Annotated in this window: 14 protein-coding genes; 9 read left to right on the top strand and 5 right to left on the bottom strand. The window is 70.9% G+C overall.

Annotated elements, in window-relative coordinates; translation table 11 throughout:
- Positions 1-3: 3 nt before the first annotated feature.
- Both pstA and pstC read right to left on the bottom strand, forming a co-directional pair.
- The gene (gene pstA / locus KBZ08_RS03560) at positions 4-912 is read right to left on the bottom strand and encodes a phosphate ABC transporter permease PstA (protein ID WP_254971396.1); all 909 of its coding nucleotides are present in this window, start codon (positions 910-912) and stop codon (positions 4-6) included.
- 47 nt (positions 913-959) lie between these two features.
- Positions 960-1,913, bottom strand: coding sequence for a phosphate ABC transporter permease subunit PstC (gene pstC / locus KBZ08_RS03555; protein ID WP_106220030.1), 954 nt, complete (start codon positions 1,911-1,913; stop codon positions 960-962).
- A gap of 124 nt (positions 1,914-2,037) precedes the next feature.
- Here pstC and dnaK point away from each other — a divergent pair, with 124 nt between their 5' ends.
- The 4 genes from dnaK to murQ all read left to right on the top strand — a co-directional run bounded on the left by dnaK (position 2,038) and on the right by murQ (position 6,564).
- Positions 2,038-4,185 carry a molecular chaperone DnaK gene (gene dnaK / locus KBZ08_RS03550; RefSeq protein ID WP_106220029.1) on the top strand — a complete coding sequence of 716 codons (2,148 nt, stop codon included), beginning with the start codon at positions 2,038-2,040 and terminating at the stop codon, positions 4,183-4,185.
- 5 nt (positions 4,186-4,190) lie between these two features.
- Positions 4,191-5,135, top strand: a complete 945-nt coding sequence (locus KBZ08_RS03545) for a DnaJ domain-containing protein (protein WP_254971392.1) — start codon at positions 4,191-4,193, stop codon at positions 5,133-5,135.
- Positions 5,136-5,221: 86 nt separating this feature from the next.
- Complete coding sequence (locus tag KBZ08_RS03540) at positions 5,222-5,623, top strand: DUF3110 domain-containing protein (RefSeq protein ID WP_106220027.1); 402 nt, start codon at positions 5,222-5,224, stop codon at positions 5,621-5,623.
- Positions 5,620-6,564, top strand: a complete 945-nt coding sequence (murQ, locus tag KBZ08_RS03535) for an N-acetylmuramic acid 6-phosphate etherase (protein WP_254971389.1) — start codon at positions 5,620-5,622, stop codon at positions 6,562-6,564. Before KBZ08_RS03540 ends, murQ begins: the two co-directional genes overlap by 4 nt.
- Here the strand turns inward: murQ and mtnP are convergent.
- Positions 6,533-7,516: an S-methyl-5'-thioadenosine phosphorylase gene (mtnP, locus tag KBZ08_RS03530; protein WP_254971387.1), complete on the bottom strand. Its 984-nt coding sequence runs from the start codon at positions 7,514-7,516 to the stop codon at positions 6,533-6,535. The genes murQ and mtnP overlap by 32 nt on opposite strands.
- Positions 7,517-7,565: 49 nt before the next feature.
- On the opposite strand from mtnP, the gene KBZ08_RS03525 reads away from it, so the two are divergent.
- A complete protein-coding gene (locus KBZ08_RS03525; protein WP_106220024.1) occupies positions 7,566-8,006 on the top strand; it encodes a peptidylprolyl isomerase in 441 nt (146 codons plus the stop codon).
- Positions 8,007-8,056: 50 nt separating this feature from the next.
- Here the strand turns inward: KBZ08_RS03525 and ribBA are convergent, their stop codons facing one another.
- Complete coding sequence (gene ribBA, locus KBZ08_RS03520) at positions 8,057-9,733, bottom strand: bifunctional 3,4-dihydroxy-2-butanone-4-phosphate synthase/GTP cyclohydrolase II (RefSeq protein WP_254971384.1); 1,677 nt, start codon at positions 9,731-9,733, stop codon at positions 8,057-8,059.
- A gap of 79 nt (positions 9,734-9,812) precedes the next feature.
- Between ribBA and argC the strand changes: the two genes are divergently transcribed.
- A complete protein-coding gene (gene argC, locus KBZ08_RS03515) occupies positions 9,813-10,877 on the top strand; it encodes an N-acetyl-gamma-glutamyl-phosphate reductase (protein ID WP_106220023.1) in 1,065 nt (354 codons plus the stop codon).
- Here the strand turns inward: argC and purN are convergent.
- Positions 10,868-11,527, bottom strand: coding sequence for a phosphoribosylglycinamide formyltransferase (gene purN, locus KBZ08_RS03510; RefSeq protein WP_254971381.1), 660 nt, complete (start codon positions 11,525-11,527; stop codon positions 10,868-10,870). The genes argC and purN overlap by 10 nt on opposite strands.
- A gap of 7 nt (positions 11,528-11,534) precedes the next feature.
- Here purN and KBZ08_RS03505 point away from each other — a divergent pair, with 7 nt between their 5' ends.
- From KBZ08_RS03505 to KBZ08_RS03495, 3 genes are read left to right on the top strand one after another with little or no spacing between them, the layout of a single operon-like run.
- The gene (locus tag KBZ08_RS03505) at positions 11,535-11,879 is read left to right on the top strand and encodes a DUF1257 domain-containing protein (RefSeq protein WP_106220021.1); all 345 of its coding nucleotides are present in this window, start codon (positions 11,535-11,537) and stop codon (positions 11,877-11,879) included.
- Complete coding sequence (locus tag KBZ08_RS03500) at positions 11,872-13,620, top strand: M61 family metallopeptidase (RefSeq protein WP_254971380.1); 1,749 nt, start codon at positions 11,872-11,874, stop codon at positions 13,618-13,620. The genes KBZ08_RS03505 and KBZ08_RS03500 overlap by 8 nt, the downstream gene beginning before the upstream one ends.
- The gene (locus KBZ08_RS03495) at positions 13,617-14,492 is read left to right on the top strand and encodes an N-acetylmuramoyl-L-alanine amidase (RefSeq protein ID WP_254971378.1); all 876 of its coding nucleotides are present in this window, start codon (positions 13,617-13,619) and stop codon (positions 14,490-14,492) included. Before KBZ08_RS03500 ends, KBZ08_RS03495 begins: the two co-directional genes overlap by 4 nt.
- Positions 14,493-14,506: the final 14 nt, after the last annotated feature.

The raw sequence follows: 14,506 nt of genomic DNA, 5'->3' as shown, positions 1-14,506 counted from the left end.
GGGTCAGGAGCGCGAGGCGCGGCTGATCCAGCGGGCCAGCAGGTTGGCGCCGAGAATCATGATCACCAGCACGAAGGAGGCCGCCCAGGCGAGTTCGTTCTGGGCCTCGTAGGGCATGATCGCGAAGTTGAAGATCAGCACCGACATGGTGGCGATCGGGTTGAACACCCCCTCGGGCCAGAAGGGGGAGAACAGGGCCGTGAAGATCAGCGGCGCCGTTTCTCCGGCGGCCCGGGCGATGCCCAGCACCACCCCCGTGGCGATGGGGGTGAAGGCGGCCGGCAGGGTGATCCGGGTGATGGTCACAAAGCGGGAGGCGCCGACGCCGTAGGCCCCCCAGCGCAGTTCCTGGGGCACCAGCAGCAGGCCCTCGTAGGTGGTCTTGATGACGGTGGGAAGCATGAGCACCGACAGGGCGATGCCGCCGGCCATGGCGCTGAAGCTCTGGTCGAAGAAGATCCGGGTGGCGACGATCAGGGAGTAGATGAAGACGCCGCAGATGATCGAGGGCACCCCGGCCAGCACGTCGTTGCCGAAGCGCACGAAGCGGGAGAACCAGCCGTTCTGGGCGTACTCGGAGAGGTAGACACCGCCGCCCACCCCCACCGGGATGGCGATCAGGGAGGCGTTGAGGGTGACGACGATCGTGCCCAGGATGGCGTTGCCGATGCCGCCGCCTTCGAGGCCGGGGGCCGGGGGCAGCTCGGTCAGCAGCTGCAGGCTGAGCAGCCGTCCCCCCTGGATCAGCACGTAGATGATCACCAGGAACAGGGGGATCACCGCCACCACGGCGAAGACTCCGGCGATGGCGGTGGCGATCTGGTTGAAGCGGTTGCGCTTCAGGGACGGGTCGTAATGGAGGCTGAGCCGTTCCGTGAAAAGACGGGTCGTCGGCGGAGTCGAGACGGACATGGCCAGGGAACGTCGTGAAGGCTGGTGGGTGGAGGGAGGAAACCGGATCAGTAGCGCAGGCTGAGGCGCCGCACGATCCACTGGGCCATCACGTTGACGACGAAGGTGAGGATCATCAGAACGACGGCCGCATACATCAGGGCCGACACCTGGATGCCATCCGCCTCACCGAACTGGTTGGCCAGCATGGAGGAAATGGTGTTGCCCGGGGCCAGGAGGGAGACACTGAAATTGAGGGAGTTGCCGATGATCATGGTCACCGCCATGGTCTCCCCCATGGCCCGGCCCAGCGACAGCATCACGCCGCCCATGATCGAGGAGACGGCGGCCGGCAGGATGACGTTGAAGATGGCGCCCCAGCGGGTGGTGCCCACCCCGTAGGCCCCCTGGCGCAGCTCGATCGGCACCTGGTTGAGGGCATCGCGGGAAATGGCGGTGATGATCGGCAGCACCATCACCACCAGGATCAGGATCGCCGGCGCCGTGCCGGGACCCTGGGGCTCGGTGGAGAAGAAGGGGGTCCAGCCGAGGCTGCTGTGAAGGAACGAGAGGAACGGGCGGATGGCGGGCTCCATCACGAAGATGGCCCACAGACCGAGCACCACCGAAGGAATGGCGGCCAGCAGTTCCACCAGCAGGCCGATCAGGTCCCGCAGGCCCCGGGGGAGCAGGTCCTCGGTGATGAAGATCGCCGTTCCCAGACCGATGGGCACGGCGATCAGCAGGGACAGGATCGAGGTGACGAGGGTGCCGTAAATGGCGATCAGGGCGCCGTAGTCCTCATTGACCGGATCCCAGGCGGAGGTGGTGAGGAACTTGAGGCCGAAGGTGGCCATGGCCTCCTTGGCACCGCTGAACACCGTCACGAAGATCGCCAGCAGGACGACCCCGACCGAGGCGGCCAGCACCAGGGTGAGCTGGCGGAAGCCGATGTCGACCAGCTTCTCCTGGGGGGGCCGTCGTCTGAGGGTGAACGCGTCGGTGGAGGGGGAGCTCCTCATGCAGCAATGATGCCGGTCGGCATGGACGTTGCTCCTGATCTCAGCACGAGTTTCAGCCGGCCCGTTTAAGCTCGGTTTAACGGTCGACAGGCTCCGGTAGCGTTGGGCCGCCATCAGGACTTCCATGGGGCGCATCGTCGGCATCGATCTGGGCACCACCAATTCGGTGGTGGCCGTGCTCGAAGGCGGCCGGCCCCAGGTCATCGCCAATGCGGAGGGAGGGCGCACCACCCCCTCGGTGGTGGGTTTCAGCCGCGACCAGGAACTGCTGGTCGGCCAGCTGGCCCGGCGCCAGCTGGTGCTCAATCCCCGCAACACCTTCGCCAATCTCAAGCGCTTCGTCGGCCGCAGCTGGGACGAACTCGACGAGGGCAGCCTGGGGGTGCCCTACAGCGTGCGGGCCAACGACCAGGGCAACGTGCGCGTCATCTGCCCGGCCACGGAACGGGAGTACGCCCCCGAGGAACTGGTGGCCTCGATCCTGCGCAAGCTGGTGGACGACGCCACCACCTACCTGGGCGAGGCGGTCGAGGCGGCGGTGATCACGGTGCCGGCCTATTTCAACGATGCCCAGCGCCAGGCCACCCGCGACGCCGGCCGGCTGGCGGGCATCACGGTGGAGCGGATCCTCAACGAACCCACCGCGGCGGCGCTGGCCTATGGCTTTGACCGCAGCACCGTGAAGCGGGTGCTGGTGTTCGACCTCGGCGGCGGCACCTTCGACGTCTCCGTGCTGCGCATCGCCAACGGCGTCTTCGATGTGATGGCCACCAGCGGTGACACGCAGCTGGGGGGCAACGACTGGGACCGCCGCATCGTCGACTGGGTGGCCGAGGCCTTCCTGGCGGAGCACACCATCGACCTGCGCCGCGACCGCCAGGCACTGCAGCGGCTCACCGAGGCCGCCGAGAAGGCCAAGCAGGAGCTCTCGGGCGTGCAGAGCACGCCGCTGTCGCTGCCGTTCATCGCCACGGGCCCCGACGGCCCCCTCCACATCGAGACCACCCTCGAGCGGGGCACCTTCGAGGGGCTCTGCCCCGACCTGCTCGACCGGCTGCTGCGTCCGGTCCAGCGGGCCCTGCGGGATTCGGGTCTGAGTGCCGACGCCATCGATGACGTCGTGCTGGTGGGCGGCTCCACCCGCATGCCGATGGTCCAGGAGATGGTGCGCACCCTGATTCCCCGGGAACCCTGCCAGTCGGTCAACCCCGACGAGGTGGTGGCGATCGGTGCGGCGGTGCAGGCCGGCATCCTCACCGGTGAGCTGCGCGACTTGATGCTCAACGACGTCACGCCCCTCTCCCTCGGGCTGGAGACGATCGGTGGGGTGATGAAGGTGCTGATCCCCCGCAACACCCCGATTCCGGTCCGCAAGTCGGACCTGTTCAGCACCTCGGAGGCCAACCAGTCGTCGGTGGAGATCCACGTGCTCCAGGGGGAGCGCCAGATGGCGGCCGACAACAAGTCCCTCGGCCGCTTTCGCCTCTCCGGCATCCCGCCGGCCCCCCGCGGTGTGCCCCAGGTGCAGGTGTCCTTCGACATCGACGCCAACGGTCTGCTGCAGGTGTCCGCCACCGACCGCACCACCGGGCGCCAGCAGAGCGTCTCGATCCAGGGGGGCTCGAACCTCAGTGAGGAGGAGATCAACCGGCTGCTGGAGGAAGCGGAGCGCAAGTCGGTGGAGGATCGCCGCAAGCGGGCCGTGATCGACCGCCGCAACCGCGCCCAGACCCTGGTGGCCCAGGCCGAGCGGCGGCTGCGGGATGCCGCCCTGGAGCTGGGTCCCGCCGGTGCCGACCGCCAGCAGCGTGCCGTGGAGCTGGCCCTGCGGGATGTGCAGGACGTGCTCACCCAGGAGGACCCCGCCGACCTCGAACTGGCCGTGAGCCAGCTGCAGGAGGCCCTGTTCGGCCTCAACCGCCGCCTGCTGGGCGAACGACGGGCGGAGAGCGGACCCCTCAAGGGCCTCAAGAACACCCTGGGGTCCCTCAAGGACGAACTCTTCTCCGACGACGACTGGGACGACTGGGGCGGATCGGGCCGCTCCGACCCCTGGTCGAGCCCGCCCCGGCCGCTGCAGCGGGATCCGTACCCCCTCGGCCGCTTCGCCGAGCGGGAGGCCGGCTACGACGACGACCTCCCCCCCCGCCGCTGGGACAACGGTCGCCCATGGGATCGCCAGGAGCCCTACGACCGCGAGGTCTCCGGCGAGCGGCACCGCCCCCGCCGCGCCGGCCGCTACGACCAGGACGATCCCTGGGCCGATAGCTGAGGGTCGTGAGCCAGTCCCCCACGTCGGACCCGGCGGCCACGGCCGCCCGCGATCACTGGGAGGTGCTCGGGCTGGTTCCGGGCGCCGACGCCGCCAGCATCAAGCGGGCTTTTCGCCAGCAGGCCCGCCGCTGGCACCCCGATCTCAACGGCAACGACCCGGTGGCCGAGGCCCGCTTCAAGCGGGTCAACGAGGCCTACGCGGTGCTCTCCGATCCGGTCCGCCGTCGCGCCTGGGAAGCCGGGGAGGGCCAGGACAGCGCCGGCCTCGACGCCGATCCCTTCGCCAGTGGCTTTCCCCGCTTCGAGGACTACCTGGCGGAACTGTTCGGCCAGGACAGGCGCCGTCCCCGTGACTGGGACGAGGATCCGATCGAGGAGGAACCCCCGGCTGCCGGCGAGGTGGCGACGGCGCCGGCCGCGCCGCCACCGGTGATGGCCGCCACCGACGAGGAGACCCTCGTGAGCCTCGCCCCGGAGCAGGCGCTCAGTGGTCAGCGGCTGGAGCTGGAGCTTCGGGACGGCACGGTGGTGGAGGTCTGGACCCCTCCCCTGGCGGGAGATGGCTGGCGGCTGCGGCTGGCGGGAGTGGCGCCCGGCGGGGCCGACCACTTCCTGCAGCTGCGGGTGCGCACCGCGGAGGGTCTGCGCATCGATGGCCTGCGGGTGCTTTACCAGCTCGATCTCCATCCCGCCGATGCCGCCCTCGGCTGTCAGGCGGTGGTGCCGACCCTGGAGGGGCCTGTGCGGCTGCGGGTGCCGCCCGGATCCTCCAGCGGCCGGCTGCTGCGGCTGCGGCAGCGGGGGCAGCGGCTGGGGGAGCAGCGCGGCGACCAGCTGGTGGAGGTGAGAATCGTGGTTCCGGAGCGGCCGACGGAGGCAGAGGAGGCCCTGTTCCGGCGGCTGCGGGAGCTGGACCGGGAACAGAACGGCCCCAGGGACGGGGACTGAACGCCCCATCGACCGCCAACGGATGAGACACTGGCCTGCGCCCCACCCCTGACGATGTGACAGACGGCGGTCTCCCACCCAACCCGGTGCATGTCCTGCTGTTCGATCCGGGCAGCGACCAGGAAGGCATCCACTCCCTCGAACTCGGCGGTCGGACGGTGGTGCTGTTGTTCGAGAACCCCGACGACGCCGAGCGCTACGCCGGGCTGCTCGAGGCCCAGGACTTTCCGGTGCCCTGTGTCGAGGCCCTCAATCGCCAGGATCTGGAGGATTTCTGCGCCGAGGCGGGCTACGAGGCCCGCTTCGTCCCCGCCGGCTTCATGCCCGAGAGCGAGGAGGAGCGGCTGCTGCTCGCCCCGCCCGAACGCAACATGGAAGTGACGGGCTGGAAGGAGGATCCGGCCCCCGCCGACGGGGCGGATGCCGACGGGCCCAGCGGCGATTCGGAGCTGGAGGCCTTCCGCCGTCGCCTCGAAGGTCTGCTTTGAGCGCCCCAGGCGGCGACAGGGGTCACCTGCTCACCGAGCGGCCCAACCCGGCCAGCGAGACCCTCGACCGGCTGCCCACGGCCAGCCTGGTGGAGCTCTTCTGTGCCAACGACCTGCTGCCCCAGCAGGCGGTGGCCGCCGCCGCCGGGGAGCTGGCGGCCGCCATCGACGCCATTGCGGCGCGGCTCGCCGGAGGCGGGCGCCTCTTCTACCTGGGGGCGGGAACCTCCGGACGGCTCGGGGTGCTGGACGCGGTGGAGTGTCCGCCCACCTTCTGCAGTCCCCCCGAACTGGTGCAGGGGGTGCTGGCGGGCGGGGCGGCGGCCCTGCTGCGCAGCTCCGAAGGACTGGAGGACCTGCGGGAGGCGGGTCGTGACGACCTCGTCCAGCGGGGCTTCGGCCCGGATGATGCCCTGGTGGGCATCGCCGCCGGCGGGACCACCCCCTACGTGCTGGGGGGGCTGGCCCACGGCCAGGCGATCGGGGCCCTCACCGTGGCCATGGCCTGCGTGCCCGCCGACCAGGTGCCGATGCCCTGTGACATCGACATCCGCCTGCTGACCGGGCCGGAACTGCTGACCGGCTCCACCCGGCTCAAGGCGGGCACCGCCACCAAGATGGCCCTCAACATCCTCTCCACCGGCGTGATGGTGCGCCTGGGCAAGGTGTATGGCAACCGGATGGTGGATGTGGCGGTCACCAACAGCAAGCTGGAGGACCGGGCCCTGCGCATCCTGCGGGATCTGGCCGGCGTACCACGTGATCAGGGGCTGGGATTGCTGGAGCGGGCCGGAGGATCGGTGCGACTGGCACTGCTGATGGCCGCCTCCGGGCTTGAGGCCGGAGCGGCCCGGTCGGCCCTGGAACGCCACGGCCCCGGCCTGCGCCAGTGCCTTGAGGCCCTCGGGGTCAGCCTGCCGCCGGCGTCGTCTCCCTCGTGACCTCACCCTCGCTGAACGGTCCCCAGTAGGGGGCGGTGAACAGGTCGGTGCGGCGCCGGGTGGCCGGCGGCACCTGGGCGGGCGGCGTCATCAGCGCATCGCGCAGGGCCTGGTGGGCCGGGCTGGGGGGCCGCAGGGCATGCACCCGCTCGGCGGCCAGCCGCACGATCTGCTGGGCCAGGGCCGCATTGGCCCGCAGGTTGTCGATCACCAGCTCGACGGTGACGGCGTCGTGCATGGCATGCCAGCAGTCGTAGTCGGTGACCATCGCCAGGGTGGCGTAGGCCATCTCCGCCTCCCGGGCCAGCCGGGCCTCGGTGTGGTTGGTCATGCCGATCACCGTGCAGCCCCAGGAGCGGTAGAGCTCGGATTCCGCCCGGGTGGAGAAGGCCGGCCCCTCCATGCAGAGGTAGGTGCCGCCGCGGTGCAGCTGGCGCCCTTCCGGCATCAGGCTGTCGCTGACGTCGGCGAGGACGCGGGAGAGCACGGCGCAGTAGGGGTCCGCGTTGCCGACGTGGGCCACCAGGCCCTCACCGAAGAAGGTGAGCGGCCGCTGCATGGTGCGGTCGATGAACTGATCGGGCACCACCATGTCGAGGGGCCGCACGCTCTCCTGCAGGGAACCCACGGCGGACACCGAAAGGATCCAGCGCACGCCGAGGGAGCGCAGGGCCCAGAGGTTGGCCCGGTAGGGAACCTCGCTGGGGGTGAAGGTGTGGTGACGCCCGTGCCGGGCCAGGAACACCACCTCCAGATCGCCGATCCGGCCGATCCGCAGGCTGTCGGAGGGGGCCCCGTAGGGGGTGTCGACCGTCAGTTCACGCACGTCCTCGAGGCCCTCCATGGCATACAGGCCGCTGCCGCCGAGCACCCCCAGACGGGCCTTCGCAAGGTCGGACGTCGGCAGACCGCTGGCCTGGGGGGACGGGGAACGGGGCTCGGTGCTGGCCATGGATGCGAGGTGCCCTGGACGGATACAGTCGAAGTTTGCCTCCTCGACCGTGACCAAGGCCCTGATGGACACCGACGCCGGCCTGATCACCATCGATCTGTTCGACGCCGATGCCCCCGGCACCGTCGCCAATTTCGTGAAGCTCTCCAAGGACGGCTTCTATGACGGCCTGGCCTTCCACCGGGTGATCGACGGTTTCATGGCCCAGGGAGGGTGCCCCAACAGTCGCGAGGGTGCCCGCGGCATGGCCGGTACCGGCGGTCCCGGCTACACCATCCCCTGTGAGATCAACGCCCAGAAGCACAAGGCCGGCAGCCTGTCGATGGCCCATGCGGGCCGCAACACCGGCGGCAGCCAGTTCTTCCTGTGCCATGGCCCCCAGCCCCACCTGGATGGCCAGCACACCGTGTTCGGCCACACCGAGAACATCGATGTGGTGCTGGCCCTGAAGAACGGCAGCCGCATCCGCACGGTGACGATTGAGGACTGACCACACCCGGTGCTGGTGGACAGCCGGGGCCGCTGGCCCCGGGCAACCCCTCAGGACCAGACGATGAAGGCCCCGGGGGTGAGGTTGAGCAGCGGGCAGGTGAGGGTCAGCGCCTGCTCGCTGCCCTCAGGCGGCACCAGGTCGGTCAGCTGGCGACGCTCCGGCTCCAGATCGATGCTCGGATGGCCCTTGCGGCGGGCATCGGGCGCCAGCAGCAGGTTCACGCCGGTGGTTCCCTGCCAGCGTGCCATCTCCATCAGCGGCCCGGCCAGGTCGGCGGCCGTGAGCTGGCGGGACTGGTGGGCCGCCAGCAGCAGGGCCAGCCCGGGACCGTCGAGCAGGGCCAGCAGGCGGGGGTCCTCCTCGCGCTCCAGCAGCAGCCCCTTGCGCCTTGCCCACTCCCTCAGCACCTCCAGACGGCTGGCCCCCAGCAAGGGGTCGTGGGGGCCGTGCCAGCCCAGCACCGCCGTGAGGCCGTGGGATTCGGCCTCCATCAGGTGGCCGAGCTTGGTGCGCTTTACCCGCAGGTAGGCGGCATTGTGGATGCCGGGATCCATCACCAGGGGCACCCGGTCGACCACCTGGAGGCCGTAGCCGCCCAGACCGGCGATCTTGCGGGGGTTGTTGGTGATCAGGCGCAGCCGGCGCACCCCCAGGTCGCTGAGGATCTGGGCGCCGACGCCGTAGTTGCGCAGGTCGGCGGCGAAGCCCAGCCGTTCGTTGGCCTCCACCGTGTCAAGCCCGCCGTCCTGGAGGCTGTAGGCCTTGAGCTTGTTGATCAGGCCGATGCCCCGCCCTTCCTGGCGCAGGTAGACCACCACCCCCTCACCAGCCGACTCGATCATGCGAAGCGCCGCCTCCAGCTGGGGGCGGCAGTCGCAGCGGAGCGAGCCGAAGGCGTCGCCGGTGAGGCACTCCGAGTGCACCCTCACCAGCACCGGACCACTGCCGCGTTCCGGGTAGCCTTTGACGATCGCCACGTGCTCGCTGCCGTCGAGTTCGTTGCGGTAGCCGATCGCCCGGAACTGGCCGAAGCTGCTGGGCAGGGTGGCCTCCGCCTGGCGGGCCACGAACCGCTCGGTGTCGAGGCGGTAGCGGATCAGGTCGGCGATGCTGATCAGCCGCAGGCCGTGGTGGCGCGCGTAGTCGGCCAGCTGGGCCAGCCGGGCCATGGAGCCATCGGGATTCTGGATTTCGCAGATCACACCGGCCGGGTAAAGGCCCGCCAGCCGGGCCAGGTCGACGGCCGCCTCGGTGTGGCCCGCCCGCTGCAGTACCCCGCCCTGGCGGGCCCGCAGCGGGAAGATGTGGCCCGGTCGGCGCAGGTCGCCGGGCCGGGTATCGGGGTGGATCGCCACCTGAATCGTCCGGGCCCGGTCCTCCGCCGAGATGCCCGTGCTCACCCCCCGCTCCGGACCCGCATCCACGCTCACGGTGAAGGCGGTCTGGTTGCTGTCGGTGTTGCGATCCACCATCAGGGGCAGATCCAGGGCATCAAGCCGCTCGCCCTCCATCGCCAGGCAGATCAGCCCCCGGGCATCGGTGGCCATGAAGTTGATCTGCTGGGGGGTGGCGAACTGGGCCGCGCAGATCAGGTCCCCTTCGTTTTCCCGGTTCTCGTCATCGACCACCACGATCGACTCGCCGTTGCGGATGGCCGCCAGGGCATCGGCGATGGCATCGAAGTGAATGCCCGTGGACTGGCGTGGGCCGGACAGGACGGTCAAGGGAGCGAGACGGATCGGAGAAAGGATCGAACCTCATTTATAGGGTGCCGGTACGATCCAGCGTTCTTCTGCGTTCCGCATGGCTGGCAAGCGCGTTGCGGTGATCGGTGCCAGTGGCTACGGGGGACTGCAGACCCTCAGGCTGCTGCAGGGCCACCCGGATCTGACGGTGACCTTTCTGGGCGGAGAGCGCAGCAGTGGCAGGCGCTGGAGCGAACTGGTGCCGTTCCTCCCCCTGGAGGACGACCTGGTGGTGCGCTCGCCCGATCCGGAGGCGATCGCCGCCGCCGCCGATCTGGCCGTGCTGAGCCTGCCGAACGGCCTGGCGGCCGGCCTGGTGCCGGAGCTGCTGCAGCGCGGCGTGAAGGTGGTGGATCTTTCGGCCGACTATCGCTACCGCTCCCTGGCCCAGTGGCAGGAGGTCTATGCCGCCGAGGCCCGCCAGGTCGCCCGCCAGGACGATGACCTCTGCCGGGAGGCCGTCTACGGGCTGGTGGAGGTGGCGGAGGCGCAGATCCGGCAGGCCCGCCTGGTGGCGGCCCCCGGCTGCTTCCCCACCGCCAGCCTGCTGGCCCTGCTGCCGTTCCTCGAGCAGGGGCTGATCGAGACGGGGGGCATCGTCATCGATGCCAAGACGGGCACCTCCGGCGGCGGCCGGGCCGCCAAGGAGAACCTGCTGCTGGCCGAGGCCGCCGAGGCCGTGGCGCCCTACGGGGTGGTGGGCCACCGCCACACCAGTGAGATCGAGCAGCTGGCGGGCCAGGCGGCGGGCCAGGCGATCCAGCTGCAGTTCACGCCCCACCTGATGCCGATGGTGCGGGGGCTGCTGGCCACCGTGTACGGACGGCTGCGGGACCCCGGGCTGACGGCGGAGGACTGCACGACCCTGCTCAAGGCCTCCTACCGCCACAGCCCCACGGTGCAGGTTCTGCCGGTGGGGGTCTACCCCTCCACCAAGTGGGTGCGCAACACCAACCGTTGCCTGCTGTCGGTCCAGGTGGACCCACGCACCGGCCAGCTGATCGTCATGAGCGCCATCGACAACCTCATCAAGGGGCAGGCCGGCCAGGGGGTGCAGTGCCTCAACCTGCTCAGCGGCCTGGAGGCGGGCACCGGCCTGCCGCTGCTGCCCTTCTACCCCTGAGCCAGGCGCCGGGCGGCGAGGCTGACGGCCAGGGGCAGGATCCGGTGCTCCTGGCGCTGGATGCGGGCATGGAGCCGCTCCCGGTCATCGCCTGCGAGCACCGGCACCGCCGCCTGCACCAGGATCGGCCCCGCGTCCACTTCGGCGGTCACCAGGTGGGCGGTGCAGCCGGCCAGGGTGACCCCGGCCGCCAGGGCCTGCCCCACCCCGTCGGCGCCCCGGAAGCTGGGCAGCAGGGAGGGGTGGATGTTGACCAGCCGCTCCGGGAAGGCTCCGATCAGCACCGAGGTGACGATGCGCATCCAGCCCGCCATCACCACCAGATCCACCCGGTGCACCTCGAACAGCTGGATCAGGGCCCGGTCGAGGGCCTCCCGTGAGGGCTGGTGGCGGTGGTCGATCACCTCACAGGGGATGCCAAGCCGTTCGGCCCGCTCCCGGGCCCCGCAGTCCGGCCGGTTGACCGCCAGGACGACCACCTGGCCGTGCAGCCGCCCCTCGCCGCAGGCCCGCGCCAGGGCCTCGAAGTTGCTTCCCGCCCCCGAGGCCATCACCGCCAGTCGCAGCGGGGCCTGGGAGGCCGGAGCCGGCTGTGGCAACGGCCACTGGAGAGACCCGCCGGGATCGCTATGGTCAGCGGAATCGGGCATTGCGTCCATGTCCCATCTCTCCATCCTGCCCACCGTGCTGCGGGATGCCGAGGCCCTGGCGGCCACCCTCGCCAGCCTCGATCTCCCCTGGCGCTGGGGGGGTGAACTGGTCGGATTCGCCGGCGAACGCCAGGCGGTGACGCTGCAACTGCAGCTCAGGGACGGCCAGGGCCTGGGATGGGCCGCCATGGACGACGGATCCCTCGCCCTGGTGGGCGATCTCCAGCGCCTCAGCCGCAACACCGCCCTGCAGCGGCTGCTGGGCCGGATCACCCGGGCCTATGCCGCCCGGGCGGCCCTCGAGGAGGCCCGCCTGGCCGTCCCCACGGCGTCGATCGAGCTCCGTGTCTGACGACCCACCCCACCCCGACACGGCCGCCGGGCCGGTCGTCCAGCTCGACCTGCGGGAGCCCCATCGTCATCGGGTCCAGGTCACCCTCCACCTCACCCCCCGGAGCCTGCGGACGGAGCTGCGGCTGCCCGCCTGGACCCCGGGCTCGTACCTGATCCGGGACCATGTCCGGAACCTGGAGGGTCTGGAGGTGGTTCAAGGGGAGGCCCGCGTCGTACCGACGCGGCTCTCGGAGGCCTGCTGGCGGCTCTCCCTCACCCGCCTCGATCCCCTCGTCATCCGCTACGACCTCCAGGCCACGGAACTGAGCGTGCGCACCTGCCACCTCAGCGCCGACCATGGCTTCCTGGCCTTGGCCGGGGTGGTGCTGGAAGCCACGGGCGAACGCTGGAATCCCCACCGCCTGGAGCTGCGGCTGCCCGAGAGCTGGCAGGCCTTCCTCCCCCTCCCGGCCGCCGGTGACGGGGCCTGGGTGGCCGCCGACTACGACCGGCTGATCGATGCGCCGTTGGAGGCCGGCCCCCACCCCTGCCACCCCTTCAGCGTCGCCGGGGTGCCGCACCGCTGGGTCACCTGGGGGGGCGACCTGCCCGGGGAGGATCCCGCCTGGCTGGCCGACGTGGAACGGATCGCCCTGGCCTGCTGCCGCCTGATGGGGGAGAGCGCCCCCGCCAGTGACGGCTACCTGTTCGTGCTGCACCTGCTGGAGGCGGGTTTCGGCGGCCTGGAACACGACCACGCCAGCGTGCTCCAGTACGGCCGCCGCGCCCTGGCGGGTCCCGGTGGCCGGCGCAAGCTGCTGCAGCTCGTGGCCCACGAGTACCTGCACCAGTGGAATGTGAGGCGCCTCAAGCCCGCCGAGCTGACGCCGCTGGACTACGGACGGGCCACGATCGTGCCCGGTCTCTGGTTCGCCGAGGGGGTGACCTCCTACCTCGATCTGCTGCTGCCCCTGGCGGCCGGCGTGGGCACGGAGGCCGACCTGCTCGAGGACCTCGGGGCCGACCTCAGCCGCTATCGGCTCACCCCCGGACGCCGGGTGCAGGGACTGCGGCAGAGCGCCGAGGAGGCCTGGGTGAAGCTCTACCGCCAGGACGCCTCCTCCGCCGACAGCCAGATCAGCTATTACCTCAAGGGGGCCGTTGTGGCCCTGGTGCTCGACCTGCACCTGCGGCGCCATGGCTCCAGCCTGGGGGTGGTGCTGCGGGCGCTGTGGCGCAGCCATGGGGCCGCCGGGCGGGGCTACACCAACGCCGATCTGGTCAACGCCTTCGCGGACCGGGCCCCCGACCTGGCGGAGCTGCTGCCGCACTGGCTGGAGAGCACCGACGACCCCGACCTCGACGCCTACCTGGCGGACCTCGGGCTGGCCCTGCGGCCCACACCGGCCCGGGAACCCTTCTTCGGCTGGCAGCTGGAGGAGCCCGCATCGGGCATGTTGCGGCTGAAGCGGGTGCATCGGGACGGGCCGGCGGAGCGGGCCTGCCTGCAGGCGGGCGATGAACTGCTGGCCCTCGACGACCTGCGCCTGCGCACCCCCGAGGACCTGGCGATGGCCCTCGCCATGGCCACGGCAGCGGCGGAACGGCAGGTGCTCTACGCGCGGGATGGCCGGGTGCGCACCACCCGCCTGGTGCCCGACCCGCCGGCCACCGCCGGCTGGCAGCTGGTGATCGATCCCGATCTGGACGGCCCCCACACCCGCGACAACCGGCAGCGCTGGCTGTCGCTGCTGCCATGACCTCGTCCCTGCGCCCCCTGGTGCTGGCGGTGGCTGGGGCGGGTGTGATCAGCCTGGGGGGGCTCACCTGGCTGGGCCGTGACCTCTTCGGCGCTCCAGGCAACGCCGGGGGCCGCGCCTCCCTGCTCGACCTGCTGGAGGAGGTGCGCCAGTCCCCCGCCGACGGGGGAGGGTCGCCGTCGCCGCCCGAGCAGGCCCTGCCACCGCCGCAGGCCGCCTGGCGCGCCCCCCTGGGCGGGGCCTGCCAGGCCGACCCGGCCCTGCGCGCCCGCCTGGCGGGCCTGGCGGAGCGGCTCCGGTACGACACCGTCCGGCTGCGCATCGACCCGAGCAACTACGGCGAGCGCTTCCGCCGGGATGCCTTCGGCCAGACCCTCGACACCACCCCCCAGGTCGTCGTCCTGCACGAGACCGTCTTCGGCATCAACTCCGCGATCAACACCTTCATGACCCCCCATCCGCGGGACGAGGACCAGGTGAGCTACCACACCCTGATCGGCCTCGACGGCCAGGTGGTGGAGGCGCTGGACCCGGCCAAGCGGGCCTTCGGTGCCGGCAATTCCGCCTTCAACGGCCGCTGGGTGGTGACCAACCCGGAACTGGCCGGCTCGATCAACAACTTCGCCCTGCACCTCAGCCTGGAGACGCCCCTCGACGGCGAGAACCAGGACGTCAGCCACAGCGGCTACACGGCCGCCCAGTACGACGCTCTGGCGGTGGTGCTGGCCCGCTGGATGCGCCGCTACGGCATCCCCCCCAGCAACATCACCACCCACCAGCACGTGGATCTGGGCGGCGAACGGATGGATCCGCGCAGCTTCGACTGGCGGGAACTGCAGGTGCGCCTGGCCGCGCTGGGGGTGCTCTGCTGATCGGGGAGCGGCGA

The organism is Cyanobium sp. Candia 9D4, assembly GCF_024346155.1.
Classification (GTDB): Bacteria; Cyanobacteriota; Cyanobacteriia; order PCC-6307; family Cyanobiaceae; genus Cyanobium; species Cyanobium minutissimum.
Note: the sequence above shows the minus strand (reverse complement) of the source record. Positions and strands in the feature narration are given on the sequence as shown.

Excerpts from the sequence above, each read along its gene's own strand:
- KBZ08_RS03495 (WP_254971378.1), top strand. The coding sequence starts at position 13,617 with ATGACCTCGTCCCTGCGCCCCCTGGTGCTGGCGGTGGCTGGGGCGGGT.
- dnaK (WP_106220029.1), top strand. The coding sequence starts at position 2,038 with ATGGGGCGCATCGTCGGCATCGATCTGGGCACCACCAATTCGGTGGTG.
- purN (WP_254971381.1), bottom strand. The coding sequence starts at position 11,527 with ATGCCCGATTCCGCTGACCATAGCGATCCCGGCGGGTCTCTCCAGTGG.
- pstC (WP_106220030.1), bottom strand. The coding sequence starts at position 1,913 with ATGAGGAGCTCCCCCTCCACCGACGCGTTCACCCTCAGACGACGGCCC.
- KBZ08_RS03505 (WP_106220021.1), top strand. The coding sequence starts at position 11,535 with ATGTCCCATCTCTCCATCCTGCCCACCGTGCTGCGGGATGCCGAGGCC.
- pstA (WP_254971396.1), bottom strand. The coding sequence starts at position 912 with ATGTCCGTCTCGACTCCGCCGACGACCCGTCTTTTCACGGAACGGCTC.
- argC (WP_106220023.1), top strand. The coding sequence starts at position 9,813 with ATGGCTGGCAAGCGCGTTGCGGTGATCGGTGCCAGTGGCTACGGGGGA.
- mtnP (WP_254971387.1), bottom strand. The coding sequence starts at position 7,516 with ATGGCCAGCACCGAGCCCCGTTCCCCGTCCCCCCAGGCCAGCGGTCTG.